Raw genomic sequence first — 16,796 nt, 5'->3', positions numbered from 1 at the left:
GTTGGAAGATCAGTTTGACTACATCATCGTCGGCGCCGGGTCGGCGGGATGTGCGCTTGCGGGACGCCTAAGTGAAAATGGACGGCATCGCGTGCTTTTGCTGGAAGCGGGAGGTGATGATCGGCGGTTCTGGATTCAAACGCCCATCGGCTACGGGAAATCCTTCTACGACCCGGCTGTGAACTGGATGTATATGACCGAGCCCGTGCCCACAGCCGGCAACCGTCCCAGCTATTGGCCGCGCGGCAAAGTCCTCGGTGGTTCGAGTTCGATCAACGCGATGGTCTATATCCGCGGTCAGGCTGGCGATTTCGACGATTGGCGCGATGCTGGCAATCCCGGGTGGGGCTGGGACGACATCCTTCCGTTTTACAGAAAGATGGAGACCCACGAATGGGGCGAGAGTGAGTGGCACGGTGGCTCCGGCCCATTGCATATAGCCGCGCCAAAGGACGACCTGCACCCGCTCTGCGAATCCTACATTAAAGCTGGAGAAGAAGCGGGCCTGACGCGCAACGATGATTTCAATGGTACCAGTCAGGAAGGGATCGGCACCTACCACGTCACGACCCGGGATGGCGTTCGCATGTCGGCCTCGCGTGCCTATCTCTGGCCTGCCCGTCGGCGATCAAACCTGCGGATCGAGACGCAGGCTATGGCCGAGCGCCTGCTGTTTGAGGGAACTCGCGCAATCGGGATCGAATACAGATGCCGTGGAAAGCTGATACGCGCACACGCCAAAGCCGAGGTGATCGTCTCAGCCGGCGCAATCGGCAGCCCTCTCTTGCTCTTGCGGTCTGGTATCGGCCCGGCTGAAGACCTGAAAGCCGCCGGCATTGATGTGCTTGTCGACAGGCCCGGCGTCGGTCGGAACATGCAGGATCACTACATTGTCGACCAGACGCTGAAATCCCGCCTTCCGACGCTCAACAACACACTGACGCCATGGTGGGGAAAACTCTGGGCCGGGATGCAGTATGTGGTCGCACGACGCGGCCCGATGTCGCTAAGCCTGAATCAGGGCGGCGGTTTCTTCAAGACCCGTCCGGATCTCGAGCGCCCCAATATGCAGCTCTATTTCTCCCCCTTGAGCTATCTTAAGGGGCCTCCCGGTCAACGAGCCTTGATGCATCCGGATCCATTCGCCGGCTTCATCCTGAGCATTTCGCCCTGCCGCCCCACCAGCCGGGGCTATCTCCGACTGAGTTCCGACGACCCGGATGCAGCGCCGGAGATTCAGCCCAACTACCTCGCGACCGACGAAGATCTGCGGGACAATCTTGAAGGACTGAAGTTCCTTCGCCAACTCACCAGCACGCCTACGATGAAGGGCATCGTGCAGGAAGAAGTCTTCCCTGGTCCCAGTGTCGATAGCGACGAAGCCATGCTCGACTACATCCGGAACAAGGGCGGCAGCGTCTTCCACCCTAGCTGCACCTGCATGATGGGCCCCGACACGCAGACCTGCGTCGTTGACCCGAGCTTGAAGGTATATGGCCTTGAGAATCTGCGTGTCGCAGACGCGTCAATCTTTCCGAATGTGACGTCCGGGAACATCAATGCGCCCTCGATCATGGTCGGTGAGAAGGCGAGCGACATCATTCTAGAGGCTGCGAAAAGTGCCTAAAACCAAGATCTTCTTCCGAAACCGGCCTTGTCCATCCCGGCCGCTCAGAAAAAAATTCGCTCCGAAGAATGCATTCATTGACAGTAGGCAGGCCGCCGCATAGAAGGGGCGCTGCATACGTCGTGCGGTGGGTTTACCCGCTGTGTCGCTCCGGCGGAGGGGTGGCCGAGTGGCTGAAGGCGGCGGTTTGCTAAACCGTTATACTGGGAAACCGGTATCGAGAGTTCGAATCTCTTCCCCTCCGCCATTCTTCCTTCTTTTAATTCCCCGAGAACAACCATTGGCAACCGGATCGGCCCTAGTCGATCCTCAAGCCATTTGATCAGGCTGACAAAAACCTACCCGACATTTCCTTAGCCATGCTTGATACTGCCATTTTCTAAATGCTCGCTGAGGTGCATGGGAGATTTGTGATAGCGCAGTAGGATTGAACTACACCGCGCTGGTGCTCCCCCTGGATATGGTTCTCATCTCAGAAGGCGAAACAGACTGCCCCAAGAAACAGTTCGAGGTTATGGAAGCGATCCGTGCGCAATTGGAAGAGCATGAGATTGATGCATGTGCGTTAATATCGCCAATGCCGCATTGAGTCAGCGCCAATCCGCCGAGCACTGGCTTCACAATCGCATCGCGCATTACTGGCAGTAGCGTTTCCACATCTGCGTCAGAGGGATTCAGAACGGACTGTCAGCCTCGAAGTCCGCGCGGACGACCATGTCGAAACGACAGCGAACCCAAAAGAATAAGCGGCCCCGCCTAAGACGTTTTTACGACGGGCCAATAAGCAGGCACTACAATAAAAACGGGCCGGTCGCATTACGACCGGCCCGCAATAGTGCTGTTGGAAATTCCGCGTTAGAGCGCCCGGACATTCCCAAGGAACTGATCGATCTCGCCTTTGAGCTTGCGGTTCCGGTCGCTCAACTCAGTGACAACGGTCTGCTGGCTCTCGGCTAGCTGGCCGGTTTCTCCGGCCGCAGTGGACACCGTCTCGACGACCTGCGCAACCGTCTGGGTGCCAGAAGCAGCCTGTTCGATATTCTGCGCGATTTCGTTGGTCGCAGCCCCTTGCTCCTCAACCGCGCTGGCGACCACGGCCGTCAGTTCATCAATCTTGTTGATCGTGTTCCCGATACCAAGAACAGCATCCGCAGCGGCACTGGTTTCGCTCTGGATCTCCGCGATCTTCTGACTGATTTCCTCGGTTGCCTTACTGGTCTGGGTCGCCAGGCTCTTCACTTCGCTGGCAACAACCGCAAACCCTTTACCGGCCTCACCGGCCCTGGCGGCCTCAATGGTCGCGTTCAGGGCAAGCAAATTGGTCTGCTCGGCAATCTCATCGATGATCTGGATGACCTGGCCGATGCTTTCAGCCGCCTCATTGAGAGCGCCGACCCGCGTGTTGGTCGTCTCGACTTCGCCGACAGCGGCACGGGTTACAGTTGAAGCCTGGGCCATTTGAGAGGAGATCTCGTTGATGGACGACGACAGTTCGGTCGTTGCGGACGCCACAGTCTGAATATTGGCGTTTGCTTCCTCAATCGCCGCCGCCGCATCCTGAGAGAGGCCGGTCGTATTCTGTGCGTTGGACGCCATCGTTTCGGACGAGACACGGACACTGTTGACCGCTTCTTCCACAATTTTCAGCGCGCTTACCATCTCGGCGTCGAAAGAGCGGGTGTAGCCCTCCATTTTCTGATGCCGCTCGCTCTCCTGCGCCTGCTTCTCCGCCTCACGGGCCTTTTGCTCACGCTGCTCGAGGCCGTTGCGTTTGAAGACCTCGACGGCTGCCGCCATGCTTCCGATTTCGTCTTTCCGCTCTGTACCTGAAACCGTGATATCGAGATTGCCTTCAGCCATCTCGCCCATCAGTTCAGTCATGGAGCCAATCGGAGTCGCTATCGAGCGGCTCATTGCAAGGGCCGAGACAACAGCAACAACTATGACCAAGGCGATTGAGACGATCATTGTTACCGTGAAACTGCCAAGCGCCGCCGCGCGCTGTGCAACAGCATTGGACGATATGCTGGAAAGTTCCTGCTCCAACTTCATGGCTGCATTAGTGAACTGATCGATCGCAATCTGTGGCTCACCAGTCACCTCAATGGCCCGCGCTTGGTTCACCGTCAGATAGTTACTCATAAGCCGAACCTGCTCGGCAGCATATACGTCGAGCCAATTCTTGTAGTCCAGAACGAGCGTATTCACGAGTTTGGAGACCGCTGGAATATCAGCCGATTGATCGCGAAGCGATGCAACAGCGGCGTCGATCTTCGGTGACATCTCGTTGAATTGATTTAGCCCGGTACGATCTCCAGTGAGAAGGTAGTAAAGCAGGCCCTGACGTTTAAGGGCAAAAGCCCGCTCATACTCGATATAGATATCGCCAAGCTGCTCGGCTTTCTGACTCTCGGCTTCCGCCGACTTGATTTGCTCCATGGCTGCAAATGCCAGGATCGCTGTCAAAACCGTCATTGCGATAATGATGGAGAAACTGAGACCGAGCTTCCGTGAAATCTTGAGGTTCTGAAGAAAATTCATTTCATAGGTCCTTAGTAAACCGCTGGTCAGGCTGCGTCACATTATTCCCCGGCGACGCGCCAGCTCGCTCAGGTTGTACTCGACGGTAACCGCGCCTATCGGCTTTCCGTCCTTGGCGAGGGTCAGATTCACCTGAGTACGCCATGTCTTGCTCTTCTCGTTAAACTCGGGCTCATCGACAAAAACGGCCGTCGGGCTGACAAGGAATGTCTTCTGGTATTTAGCCTCGTCTCCCTGCCAGAAATCGGATGTGATCGCACTTTGCCCCACGTTGAGGCCGACGGAATTCATGACGAAAATCTCCGTGAAAATTCCGCCTGATGCCGCTTGGATCTGTGTCAGGTAAGTCGAAAGAGGGCTGCTGAGCGTGGCCGCGATTAGAGGCTGGTCCGCGCTGTCTCTCTCCGCACGCCATGCTTTGTCGAGCTCATCGATCTGTGTCTGGTCAACGCCTTCATACAGCCTGTTGTGCGCAGTCACCGACATCTCAACGACTGGATTGGAAAGCCAGTCACGGATTTCAGCAATCGCTTTATCGTCGAGAATTTCCACTGGCGGAGGATTTGTCTGTGCCCCGCTCTCCGAGGCCATGACTGGAAACGCGACGATCAAAAGGACGGCAAACCGCAAGAAGACCGTATTCATTGCAACCTCACATTCATACCATGATGCAGACCGCCTGACTCTCAAGCAGCTTGAGGTTATTAACGCCGCAAGGAATTAAGAAAAATTTAAATTAAGTCAAAATTTCCACTCCAGACACGATCTAAAGCATGATCCTGCTGGTTTTTTGATGTTAGTCATTTTTTTCTTTAGGGTTAATAATTCAACTTAAAATATGTTTTATGAAAGTAAAATTCCGTATGCATGATGATCCGTAACGTAAAAACTTGACCGCAACTCGACGCAACGATCCGCAATATCATATGCCTTGCGTTCAACACGCATGACCGGACGAGACAAAACGATCCCTAATGCAGAAGCAGTTTCCTGATCAGCCGCTTCGGCCTTGATGCTTTCGTCCGCGCGTACGATCGCAATCCTGAACGCTTGCTGATATAGGGCGTAAAGAGCATTCGGCAGCGGTGTGCGCTCCGCCAGACCAGGAAAAAGCACAGTCGACACGACCGACTTTTCATAAATCAGCCGTGCACCATCGATCGTCCGCACGCGAACGATCTCATGTACCTTTTCTGGCGCACCGGACAATTGCCCCGCCTCACATGCCGCCGCCTTTCTCGATGACACAGTTTCCTCAGCGAAATCCGGGACAGTGTGAGACCCATCGGGGTTACGAAGCCTGAAAAATTGAAACAGGGCATTCTCGGGCGTTCGAACGGCAACGAAGCTCCCCACTCCCTGACGGCGTTTGATAATCCCTCTTCGCTCCAGCTCTTCAAGCGCCTTCCGAGCGGTGCCCTGACTAACGCCGAGCTCCGTGCCGAGATCATGTTCACTCGGCAACATCGCTCCCGGCACGAGTTCACCCGAAATGATGCGATCGATCAACGTTCCGATCACGGTTTTGTAGAGCGGTTCAGTCATCTGCCTCGCCTGGTCCCATCCGGATTCCATCACTGTATGGACGTCATGTAGCAGATCTCGGTGCATCAGTCTTGTATAAGAGTTCTGCTACATGTAATGACATAGGCTAACGAAACTCAAAAAATCAAACCGAGGGAGCAAACAAATGACCAACATCCCCCAATTGCTGGTCCATAACCCGGACGACACAGTCGGTGTCGTCGTGGTTGAAGACCTGAAAGCCGGAACCGAGATGCTTTGCGTTGTCACGCATGACAACTCGGATTTCCGCGTCACCGCCAAGGCGGATATTCCCATCGGGCACAAGGTCGCCCTGAAGGATCTCAGCACTGGCGATACGGTCATCAAATATGGCGAGGATATCGGCAAGATGGTCGGCAATGCCGGCGTCGGCGAGCACGTCCATACCCACAACATGAAAACCAAGAGGTGGTAGAGATGGCCGATCTTGCAAATACGAGTGTGAATGCCTGGCGCCGGGAAAACGGCCGCGTCGGCGTCCGTAACCACGTCCTCATTCTGCCCGTTGACGATATTTCCAACGCTGCCTGTGAAGCCGTGACGAATAACGTCAAGGGCACCATGGCGATCCCTCATGCCTATGGCCGCCTGCAGTTTGGTGAAGATCTCGACCTGCATTTCCGAACCATCATCGGCACTGGCGCGAACCCAAACGTTGCCGCCGTTGTGGTTATCGGTATTGAGCCTGAATGGACCAAGGTGATCGTTGACGGGATCGCCAAGACCGGCAAGCCGGTGACCGGATTCTCCATTGAGCAGAAGGGCGATCTTGAGACGATCCGAGCCGCCTCCTGGCAGGCCAAGGACTATGTTCACTGGGCCACGGAACTGCAAAAGGAGGCCGTGCCTCTTACCGATATCTGGGTCTCGACCAAATGCGGCGAGAGCGACACTACCACCGGTCTTTCCTCCTGCCCGACCGTCGGCAACATGTACGACAAACTGCTGCCGCACGGCCTCTACGGCTGTTTCGGCGAGACATCGGAAATCACCGGGGCGGAGCATATCTGTGAGGCGCGCGCCAAAACACCGGAGATCGGCGCCAAGTTCCGCAAGATCTGGCAGGCCTATCAGGACGACGTGATCTTCGCCCACCAGACCGACGATCTTTCAGACAGCCAGCCGACCAAGGGCAATATTCTCGGTGGCCTGACGACGATCGAGGAAAAAGCCCTCGGAAACCTGGAAAAGATCGGCCGGACCTCGACCTATATCGATGCCATTGGCCCCGCGGAGTCTCCTGAGAAGGGTCCTGGTCTCTATTTCATGGACAGCTCATCGGCGGCCGCTGAGTGCGTTACCCTGATGGCAGCAGGCGGCTATGTCATCCACACCTTCCCGACGGGACAGGGCAATGTGGTCGGCAACCCGATCGTGCCGGTCGTCAAGATCTCCGGTAACCCACGCACCCTGCGCACCATGTCCGAGCATATCGATGTGGACGTAACCGGCGTGCTCACCAGGGAGATGACCATCGACGAGGCCGGAGACTCCCTGATCGACATGATCATCCGGACCGCGAATGGCAGAAACACGGCAGCGGAAGCCCTCGGCCACCGGGAATTCTCCATGACCAAGCTCTATCGCTCGGCGTAATGGGCGCCTAAATCAGAGAGAAAGCCGGCCCGAATGTGCGGCCGGCTTTTTCGTTCACGCCACGCATGCACGGCTGTCTTTGCCAGCCGGGCGATTGATCCCGTTCAGGACGCACGTCATCATTCTGCTAAACGACGGGAGTGAAAGATGCGCGAAGACGCAGCAGGTAAAAGCACGGCAAGACAAACTCACGCCGAGCGCTATGACGCGCTGGTCATCGGCGCCGGGTTCACCGGCCTCTACCAACTCCACTGCCTGCGCGACCGACTCGGCCTCAATGCAAAGGTGCTCGAAGCGGCGAACGGTGTTGGCGGCACCTGGTACTGGAACCGTTATCCGGGCGCGCGCTGCGACAGCGAGAGCCATTCCTACTGCTATTATTTCTCCAAGGAACTGGTCACCGACTGGGAATGGTCAGAGCGCTATCCAGGTCAGGAAGAAATCCGGCATTACCTCAATCACGTCGCCGACCGTTTTGATCTGCGCGAGGATATCCGCCTAGGAGACCGCGTGATTTCCGCCCATTTCGACGATGCCGAAACCCTTTGGCATGTCACGACAGAAGACGGCAAGCAATATGAAGCACAGTTCCTGATTACCGGCGTCGGCTGCCTGTCATCCGCAAACGTCCCGGAGATTCCAGGGCTCGATAATTTCAAAGGCGACTGGTATCATACCGGCTCCTGGCCCCATGAAGGTGTCGATTTCACCGGCAAGCGTGTCGGTCAGATAGGTACAGGATCGACCGGCATCCAGAGCGTTCCGGTCATCGCGGAAACGGCGAAACATCTGACCGTTTTCCAGCGCACGGCCAATTACAGCATCCCTGCCCGCAACGCCCCGCTGAGCGATGACTTCAAGCGCTATACCAAGGAACACAGTGACGAGATTCACGAGATCATGCTGGCCGGCCCGAACGGTCACCCATTTCGCATAGAGGACCGTCCCGTCTCCAGTGTCACGCCAGACAAGCAGCAGGAGATCTACGAAGCTGCGTGGGAGAAAGGCGGCCTGCGTTTCCGTTCCGTCTTCAAGGATTTGCTGACAAGCAAACCCGCAAACGATACTGCCGCCGAATTCATCAAGTCGAAGATCCGGGAGATCGTCAAAGATCCGGAAACGGCGGCCCTGCTCTCCACCATCGATCATCCCTTCGCAACAAAACGTCCCCCAATCGACAGCCACTATTTCGAGACCTTCAACCGGGACAATGTCAGCCTGGTCGATATCAAGACCAATCCGATCACCCGGATCACACCGACAGGCATAGAGACCTCGGCCAGCCACCACGACCTCGACATCATCGTCTTCGCTACGGGTTTCGACGCCATCAGCGGCCCGCTGCTCGCTATGGATATACGCGGCACGAACGGTGTCTCTCTGAAAGAGACATGGGCAGAGGGACCGAAGACCTATCTCGGCCTTCAGATTGCCGGCTTTCCCAATCTCTTCACGGTAACGGGCCCCGGAAGCCCATCGGTCCTGACCAATATGCCGGTCGCCATCGAACAACATGTGGAGTGGATTACGAACTGTATCGATACGCTTCGGAAAAGCGGTAGGAGCCGGATCGAGACAACCGCGGAAGCAGCTGAAGAATGGGTTGGCGAGACCAACGCGGCGGCCAATGCCACCCTGTTGCCTCAGGCCAACTCTTCCTGGTATCTGGGCGCAAACGTCCCTGGTAAACCCCGCGTTTTCATGCCCTATGCTGGCGGAATGGCACGTTACCGAAAGCGCTGCAACGATGTCGCAGCGGACGGATATAAGGGATTTGTGCTTAGCTGATCCGGCCGGTGTCTATGTCGGCTGTTTACGCCAATGCCCCGGTGATTCACCGGAAACACGCCTGAAGACCTTCGCAAAGTGACTGGGATTGCTGTAGCCCACCGCGAAAGCGGCTTCGGCGACATTGAAGCCTTCGTCCTTCAGCAATTTCTGCGCGGCTTCGACCCGGGCGGATTCGAGCCTGTTATGAATTGTTTGGCCGAGCACAAGACGGAATCCGCTCTTCAGCTTGCGCTCGTTGATACCTGTTTCCGCCGCCAGTCTGGCAATCGTCCAAGGCTCGTCATAGCGCGTGCACAATGTATCGGCCGCCGCCTCGATCCGCCGTCTGTCGCGCGCGTTCACACTTTCAGGGATACTTTTCGACGCCTCACACATCGATGCTACATGAGCCAACACCTCAAGGGCTTTCGCTCGGAGATAAAGCCGGCGCGGCATGCCCTCCAGCCTGCACCCGACGGCCTGCTCAGCGATCAGGCGTAGAGCCCCGGTGAGAGGGCGGTGCATGAACAGGCTGACAGAACTGGGGCCGCCCAAATGGTCATCCCGGCTGCCAATCTCCAAACTCCGCACGAGGCCGATCCGCCGCAGGACGGGAATGGAGAATCTGAATTCAGCGCCCCGGAGACGGGTATTGGCATACATCCGGTCACGGCCACGCGTGGCCGCTTTCGTCAGAAACAGGAACATGGATCCGGCGCCGAACTCAAAGCTCGGCCCGTCTTCAACCTCGAAACACCCCGTGCCCTGCAAGAACAGGCTGACGCTGAAGACCGGCGGCCCCTCGACCATATGGGTCTGATCTTCGGTCACAAGGCAATCGACGACACCTACGCGGCACTCCTCGCCAATCTCGTCGCAACGGAACTGCTCTTTCCAACCACCCTCATTTTGGTCATCCGCACGCGAGAATAAACGCGGGTCCGCGCCAAAGCGATGACGCGGCGGTGTCAGATCCATTTTTGCCCCCGATTCATAATTGCCCCAATTATATTGAAAATGATAACTAATCGCAAATAAAGTCCGGATCGTGGTTGCTTTGGCCCTCATCGTGGCCGCCAGAATCGGCTTGCATCAATAAGCTCGCCCTAGATTCTGAATTGGGGAAGTAAGCCATGCAGGCGAAAAACAGATACCGGTCCCGCGCTCTTCGCGCTCTTCTATGCAGTACAACTGCGGCAATTGCAGTGACGGCTCTGGTCCCGGCACAGCTTCAGGCCGAGGAAATCGCCGAGATGGTGTATCTCGACACCATTCAGGTGACCGCAACTAAACGGTCTGCTCCACTTGGCGAAGTGGACGGCTCCGTCAGCGTCAAAACCGGAGAAGACCTGGAAGAAGCCGGCGTAACCTCAACCGAAGATCTCGAAAAACTGATCCCCGGCCTGATTATCCGGGAGCGCGGAAACCGAACCTATTCCAGCTTTTCCCTGCGCGGGATTTCATCGCCCGATTATTACAATCCGTCAGTTCAGGTCTATGTAGACGGCGCGCCGCAGGACACATCCTACTTTTCCCAGGAATTGTTGGAAGTTGAACGGGTTGAAGTCCTTCGCGGACCGCAAGGCACCCTCTACGGCCGCAACGCTCATGGCGGTGTCATCAACATCATCACCAAGCAGCCAAGCAACGAATACCACGGCTATGCTGGCGGCGGATATTCGACACATCACTGGCAATCCGAAGCCGGTATGTCGGGGCCACTTGTGAAGGACACCTTATTCGGGACGGTCAATATCAAACGACTGGACTATACCGGCCAGATAGATGACCTCTCGACGGGCAACGAGGATATCGACAACAGCCGGAACTGGCTGGGCAATGCAAAGTTCCTGCTCTCCCCCAAGGATGAGCCATTCGAGGTGGAGTTCACTGCCGGCCGCGATAATTTGAAGAGCCATGAAGAACTCTACATTTCGGAAGCCAATCTCGGCGATCTGAAATTCGATAGCGCGTCCCAGGGGGGCGTCAACGAATACAGTCGTGATGTATCCACCTACGCATTGCGCGCGTCATATGCATTCGACAATGCGACAGTGACCAGCGTCACCTCCTATCAGAACAGGGATATGGGCAAGCGTCTGATTCAGGGCTTCGATACACCTGAGTTTCAGGACACTGTCTCGGAAGAACTTCGGGTCAACTTCGACCTCGGCAGTCGCTGGACCGGTATTGGCGGTGTCTATATCCAGGACAGCGAATTCCGCCGAGAAACACCCGCTTTTGGCGGGTTTGTAGGGCAGTCACAGAACCTCGTCGACACGACATCAACAGCCTTCTTCGGCGAAGCGACCTATGCCGTGACGAGCAGCATTGACCTGACTGCGGGCCTCAGATGGTCACGGGAAGATGCAAGTGTCGAATACAGCCGCGTCTCACCTGGGCCTCTCAGCCTGACCGACGATGACAGCTTCACAGACCTTTCGCCGAAACTGTCCATCGGCTGGCAGATCAATGATGCGAACCGCGTTTACGCGCTCGCCAGCCGGGGCTTCAAACCCGGCGGATTCAACCACACGGTCGGCTTTACCGAGTTCGATGCAACTCAGAATCTCCGCTACGAGTCTGAAACCTCGACCAATATCGAGGCCGGCTGGCGTGGACGCCTGTTCGGGGACGTCGTAGAGGCTGGAGTCTCCGCCTACTACGTGCTCACCGACGACAAGCAGTTCTATACCGGCCCGCAAGGCTCGCAATATATCCGCAACGCGGGTGAAGCCGAGAGCTATGGCCTTGAACTCGACGCCCGCGCTCATATCAGCCCTGCATTATCTGTCGATTTCGGCGGCACCATCGGACGCTCAACTTTCACCAGCGCCGGCAATCCGGATACCGGCGAAGAGTTCGACGGCAACACGATACCCTTTGCTCCGGACTACACGTTCCAGGCCAGCGGCCGCTATATCATCCCACAGAAGGTGTTGCCGGGCGATGTCAGCATCCGCCTTGCCGGCAGCTATTCGGGGCAAACCTATTTCGACGAGTCGAACACGCTCTCCCAAGATGGTTATTTGCTGCTCGACACATCTCTCGACGTCCAGCTCGATAACGGCCTGACCATGCGGCTCTATGTCGACAACATTACTGACGAGATTTACCGGACTTACAGCTACGCCTCCGGCAGCAGCGTCTTCAGTTCGGTCGGTGAAAGCCGCGTGATCGGTGCCAACTTCCGGTACACCTTCTGATGACCGCTTCGGCACTTGCAGATCCGCAGCGGGCGAGGCTTCCCCTCGCCCGTCTGCTTTTCCTGATGGGCGGCGTATACACCGTACAAAGTACGGTGGGCGCGATGATGTTCCAGGGTGTCCCGACGGTTCTCCGAAGTTCCGGCGCGGCCCTGGACATGATCGGCCTGGTTTCACTGTTCATGATTCCGTGGGCTCTCAAGTTCCTATGGTCCCCCTTTGTCGAAAGCTGGCGCATTCCGGTGACAGGGCCGCGCCGCTCCCGTGTCATCATTGTCACAGGTCAGGTCGTCATGGCCGCGCTGCTGGTCGTTCTCGCCCTTCACGGGATTGAGCAGGGCTTCGGCTGGCTGTTCATCGGTTTTGGGGTTATTGCCGTAATAGCCGCGACCGTTGACATCGCCGGTGACGGTTTCATGATCGAGCAGCTCAAGCCAGAGCACCGGGGGTGGGGCAACGTTATCCAGGTCGGTGGCGGTTATGCCGGGATCATGATCGGGGCAGGCTTGTTTCTGGTACTTGTCGACCGGTTCGGCTGGTTGTTTGCCGTGGCTGCGATGGCAGCCATCGCCTGTTTCCTTACAGCCCCGTTCCTGTCGGCCCAGGAACTTTCCTCCGGTGACAAAGCTGAAGAACGCCCACGCCCATCCTTGCGCAACGCATTTGCCCGCACCGATATCCGCTGGGGATTGCTGACCATCATCGTCAGCCAGATCGGCCTGCGCATGATCACGGTCATGACTGGCCCTTTTCTGATCGACAACGGCCTGACAGCATCAACGATAGGCATTCTGACAGGAACGGTCGGCACTGCGCTCTGCATTGCCTTTATAGTGCTTTCCGGGTTTGCCATACGCCGATGGACGGCACGGCGTACCCTGATCGGTATGCTCGCCCTGCAAATACTGAGTTTCGGTCTGTTCACGCTGTTCGCCCTGGTACCGCAGCAGGAAACAGTCCTGAGCGGGTTGTTCCTGATCCAGTCCGCCATCATCGCCGGGTCCTTCGTGGCACTCTATACGGTGATCATGGACTGGACATCCGCACATCAGGCAGGAACGGATTTCACCATTTTCCAGTGCACGGACGCCCTCGTATCCGTCGTTGCCGGGTTTGGCTCGGGAATCATCGCAGAACATTTCGGATACGGTATCAGTTTCGGCATCGCCACAGGCTTCGCCGCATCTGCGCTGGTGCTCCTGCCCGTTATCATACGGCGTACGGACAAGGCTGGCGCCAATGCATGATAAAACTGCGTTGATCGTTGGCGCCGGTGTCGGCGGCCTGGCCGCTGCGTGGTGGCTGCGCAAGCATGGCTGGCAGCCAATCGTTCTTGAAAAAAACCCTCAAATCCGGACGGACGGCTACATGCTTGGGCTGTCTGGGCCCGGTTACACGGTCGCCGGTGAAATGGGATTAATGCCAGAGCTGCGCAAAAAGCACCGGCCCATCCACGAGAATGTCTATTACGGCCGGGACGGACGGGAGCTCTGGCGCGCGAAATACCAAGAACTTCTGGGGCACCAGGACTGGATCACCCTGTCGCGCACGGACCTCGTACACACTTTGCGCCAGGCATTGCCGCAAGACCTCGATCTGCGGTTCAACACCTCCGTGACGGCTATTGAGGAGGATGAGAGCGGTATCACTGCGACCCTGAGCGATGGAACCATATGCCGAGCGGCGCTTCTTATAGGTGCGGATGGTGCACGTTCATCCATCCGTCGTCTCCATTTCGGCCCGGACAGCACCTTCATCCGAGCGCTCGGATACCGCTTCGCAGCCTTTCAGCTAAAAGACACGCTCGGATTAGGGCATGATTTTCTGTCCTTTGCCGAACCCGGCCGTCTCACTGAATTCTACACCCTGTCCGAAGGACGCCTTGCGACGCTCTATGCCTGGAAGTCGGACGATCGTGGCTATGTCGCACCAGAAGATCGGCTGAGTACACTCCGCAAGGCCTATTGCGATGCGCACGAAAACGCCCTGCACTTCATCGACAGCCTGACGGACATCAGCACACTCTATTTCGACAATCTGGAATTGGTGGAAATGCCGCGCTGGTCTTCAGGACGGATCGTTCTGCTCGGAGATGCGGCACATTGCCTGACACTAATCTCCGGACAAGGAGCCGGCATGGCGATCACGTCTGCGAAGATTTTGGCCGAGGAATTGTCAGAACGCTCTGTTCCAGAAGCACTTGCCGGACACGAAACACGTCTCCGACCGGCCATCGAGAAATTACAGTCACGCAGCCGCAAGATTGCTCCACTGTTCATTCCGTCGACAAACAGGGCGTTCGCCATACGTAATTTCGTCATGCGCCGCGCACCGAAAAAGCTTCTTGGCTGGTATCTGTCCCGCTCATTCAAGGCAGAAGCGCTGTCCGCAACCGCCGTGCTTCGGTCAGACCCGCTCTAGATATTACCTCCATCAACTTTAAACTCCTGGCCGGTGCATCCGCGTGATGCGCTTGAGGCCAGGAACAGCACCATCTCGGCGACATCGTCCGCCTGCATCGGGCGTTTAAGGCACTGGCGGGCGATAATGTCGCGCTTTGTCTCTTCATCAATCCATTCACGAAGCTGGCGGGGAGTCAGAATAGCGCCGGGCACGACCGAATTTACACGGACCCCGGCCTGTCCGAAATCACGTGCGAGGGAACGCGTCAGACCAAAGGCCGCTGCCTTGCAGGAGGAATAAACCGCGAGGTTCTTCACGCCTTGAGTCGGTGCGATCGAGCCGAAATTGATGATCGACCCTCCGCCATTTCCGGACATGATCCCGAAGGCTGCCTGTGCGGCAAAGAACTGGTGCTTCAAGTTTACCGCAACGATAGAATCCCAGTCCTCTTCCGTTACGTCTTCCGCGACGAAGCGCTGGTCATGCGCCGCATTGTTGACCAGCGCGTAGAGAGAGCCAGTCGCATCTGAGGCCCGCGTTATCGCGCTTTTCAACTCCGCAGTGTCCGTCACGTCGCACCGGTGGAAAAAGGGTACGTTCCCCGTTTCTCTCGCCAAGCGCTGCATCAGTCCTTCAGCAGCCTCGACATCGATGTCGACAAAATAGGTATGCGCGCCTTGTACGGAAAATGCCTCGACGATGGCTGCGCCGATTCCTGTCGCCCCGCCACTGACAAAGACTGCCTGTCCTTCCAGATCTGGATACCGTGCTTGGTATGCGCCCATTTCAACATCTCCATCTCAAACCCCTCGCAACCGGACCAAAGACAGCCCAAGCAGCTTACAGGGTACGAAAAGAAACGGCCCCGGGAAGTAAATTATTGACGCCGAAAAAGGCTTGCGGCAACATATTTTTTGATCAAAAAAATAAATTAAAGGGCGAGTCAACGCCATCTCAAAAGGGAGGAAAAAATGAGGGTACGTTTCCCTGGATTACTTGCTGCCGGGACATTGCTTCTCGGTGGAATGATTGCAACCTCACAACCAACCAAAGCAGCCGATCTTGTTATCGGCGTAAGCTGGTCAAATTTTCAGGAAGAACGCTGGAAAACCGACGAAGCGGCGATCAAGAGGGCTCTGGATCAGGCTGGCGCTGAGTATATCAGCACGGATGCGCAAAGCTCTACGGCCAAGCAACTTTCCGATGTTGAGAGCCTTATCGCACGTGGCGCCAATGCCCTTATCATCCTGGCGCAAGACGCTTCTGCCGTAGCACCGGCGATAAGAAAGGCCGCCGCCGAGGGCATACCGGTGGTCGGGTATGATCGCCTGATCGACGACCCGGATGCGTTCTACATCACCTTCGACAATATCGAGGTCGGACGCATGCAGGCCCGCGCGGTGTTCGCGTCCCAACCGAAAGGCAACTTCGTCTTCATCAAGGGAAGCCCGCAAGACCCGAACGCTGATTTCCTTCATGACGGCCAGATCGAAGTCCTGAAAGCTGCAATCGATAAAGGAGACATCACGGTCGTCGGAAATCAATATACGGACGGCTGGCTACCAGCGAATGCCCAGCGCAACATGGAGCAAATCCTCACCGCAAACGACAACAAGGTCGATGCGGTAGTTGCATCCAACGACGGCACTGCTGGCGGCGTTGTCGCCGCCCTTACGGCGCAGGGCCTCGACGGCATTCCAGTTTCCGGCCAAGACGGCGATCATGCGGCTCTCAACCGTGTAGCGCTTGGCACACAAACGGTTTCTGTCTGGAAAGACGCCCGTGAACTCGGCAAACGAGCCGCTGAAATCGCCGTGGAGCTCGCAAAAGGCGAAGATGCCTCGAAGGTTTCCGGCGCTGTGCAGTGGACCAGCCCGAACGGTAAGACCCTGAGCTCGCTCTTCCTCGCACCTGTGCCAATCAGCCAGGACAAGCTCAACGTCGTGATCGATGCCGGCTGGGTGTCGAAAGACGTGGTCTGCAAAGGCGTCAAAAGCGGCTCCGTCGCCGCCTGCAACTGATCCACCCCTGTCCACTGGCCGGCACCATCGGTGCCGGTCTTTTCTTCTCTGCGAACTGGATCCGCT

The 16,796-nt window shown here is 56.8% G+C and carries 13 protein-coding genes and 1 tRNA gene; 9 read left to right on the top strand and 5 right to left on the bottom strand.

Annotated features, from left to right (window positions below):
- Position 1 precedes the first annotated feature (1 nt).
- Both ABJ076_RS15195 and ABJ076_RS15190 read left to right on the top strand, forming a co-directional pair.
- Positions 2-1,627: a GMC family oxidoreductase N-terminal domain-containing protein gene (locus ABJ076_RS15195; RefSeq protein WP_348199269.1), complete on the top strand. Its 1,626-nt coding sequence runs from the start codon at positions 2-4 to the stop codon at positions 1,625-1,627.
- 155 nt (positions 1,628-1,782) lie between these two features.
- Positions 1,783-1,874: transfer RNA gene (locus ABJ076_RS15190), tRNA-Ser, on the top strand.
- A gap of 608 nt (positions 1,875-2,482) precedes the next feature.
- Here the strand turns inward: ABJ076_RS15190 and ABJ076_RS15185 are convergent.
- From ABJ076_RS15185 to ABJ076_RS15175, 3 genes are all read right to left on the bottom strand, one after another.
- Complete coding sequence (locus ABJ076_RS15185) at positions 2,483-4,168, bottom strand: methyl-accepting chemotaxis protein (RefSeq protein WP_348184807.1); 1,686 nt, start codon at positions 4,166-4,168, stop codon at positions 2,483-2,485.
- A gap of 36 nt (positions 4,169-4,204) precedes the next feature.
- Complete coding sequence (locus ABJ076_RS15180) at positions 4,205-4,813, bottom strand: hypothetical protein (protein ID WP_348184805.1); 609 nt, start codon at positions 4,811-4,813, stop codon at positions 4,205-4,207.
- Positions 4,814-5,011: 198 nt separating this feature from the next.
- Complete coding sequence (locus ABJ076_RS15175) at positions 5,012-5,713, bottom strand: GntR family transcriptional regulator (RefSeq protein WP_348184804.1); 702 nt, start codon at positions 5,711-5,713, stop codon at positions 5,012-5,014.
- Positions 5,714-5,858: 145 nt separating this feature from the next.
- Here ABJ076_RS15175 and ABJ076_RS15170 point away from each other — a divergent pair, with 145 nt between their 5' ends.
- The 3 genes from ABJ076_RS15170 to ABJ076_RS15160 all read left to right on the top strand — a co-directional run bounded on the left by ABJ076_RS15170 (position 5,859) and on the right by ABJ076_RS15160 (position 9,118).
- Positions 5,859-6,149: a UxaA family hydrolase gene (locus ABJ076_RS15170; RefSeq protein ID WP_348184803.1), complete on the top strand. Its 291-nt coding sequence runs from the start codon at positions 5,859-5,861 to the stop codon at positions 6,147-6,149.
- Positions 6,150-6,151: 2 nt separating this feature from the next.
- The gene (locus ABJ076_RS15165; RefSeq protein WP_348184802.1) at positions 6,152-7,330 is read left to right on the top strand and encodes a UxaA family hydrolase; all 1,179 of its coding nucleotides are present in this window, start codon (positions 6,152-6,154) and stop codon (positions 7,328-7,330) included.
- A 147-nt stretch (positions 7,331-7,477) separates the two neighbouring features.
- Positions 7,478-9,118, top strand: coding sequence for an NAD(P)/FAD-dependent oxidoreductase (locus ABJ076_RS15160; protein WP_348184800.1), 1,641 nt, complete (start codon positions 7,478-7,480; stop codon positions 9,116-9,118).
- Positions 9,119-9,130: 12 nt separating this feature from the next.
- Here ABJ076_RS15160 and ABJ076_RS15155 read toward each other — a convergent pair whose 3' ends face one another.
- Positions 9,131-10,078, bottom strand: a complete 948-nt coding sequence (locus tag ABJ076_RS15155; protein ID WP_348184798.1) for an AraC family transcriptional regulator — start codon at positions 10,076-10,078, stop codon at positions 9,131-9,133.
- 155 nt (positions 10,079-10,233) lie between these two features.
- Between ABJ076_RS15155 and ABJ076_RS15150 the strand changes: the two genes are divergently transcribed.
- From ABJ076_RS15150 to ABJ076_RS15140, 3 genes are read left to right on the top strand one after another with little or no spacing between them, the layout of a single operon-like run.
- Positions 10,234-12,306 carry a TonB-dependent receptor gene (locus tag ABJ076_RS15150; RefSeq protein ID WP_348184796.1) on the top strand — a complete coding sequence of 691 codons (2,073 nt, stop codon included), beginning with the start codon at positions 10,234-10,236 and terminating at the stop codon, positions 12,304-12,306.
- Positions 12,306-13,553: an MFS transporter gene (locus ABJ076_RS15145; RefSeq protein ID WP_348184795.1), complete on the top strand. Its 1,248-nt coding sequence runs from the start codon at positions 12,306-12,308 to the stop codon at positions 13,551-13,553. Before ABJ076_RS15150 ends, ABJ076_RS15145 begins: the two co-directional genes overlap by 1 nt.
- Entirely contained in the window at positions 13,546-14,727 is a 1,182-nt protein-coding gene (locus ABJ076_RS15140) for an FAD-dependent oxidoreductase (protein WP_348184793.1), read from the top strand. The genes ABJ076_RS15145 and ABJ076_RS15140 overlap by 8 nt, the downstream gene beginning before the upstream one ends.
- Here the strand turns inward: ABJ076_RS15140 and ABJ076_RS15135 are convergent.
- Positions 14,724-15,494, bottom strand: coding sequence for an SDR family oxidoreductase (locus tag ABJ076_RS15135; protein ID WP_348184791.1), 771 nt, complete (start codon positions 15,492-15,494; stop codon positions 14,724-14,726). The two genes, ABJ076_RS15140 and ABJ076_RS15135, sit on opposite strands and share 4 nt — an antisense overlap.
- A gap of 186 nt (positions 15,495-15,680) precedes the next feature.
- Between ABJ076_RS15135 and xylF the strand changes: the two genes are divergently transcribed.
- Positions 15,681-16,730, top strand: coding sequence for a D-xylose ABC transporter substrate-binding protein (xylF, locus tag ABJ076_RS15130; RefSeq protein ID WP_348184789.1), 1,050 nt, complete (start codon positions 15,681-15,683; stop codon positions 16,728-16,730).
- Positions 16,731-16,796: the final 66 nt, after the last annotated feature.

It is taken from the genome of Nisaea sp. (genome assembly GCF_039990255.1).
Classification (GTDB): Bacteria; Pseudomonadota; Alphaproteobacteria; order Thalassobaculales; family Thalassobaculaceae; genus Nisaea.
Note: the sequence above shows the minus strand (reverse complement) of the source record. Positions and strands in the feature narration are given on the sequence as shown.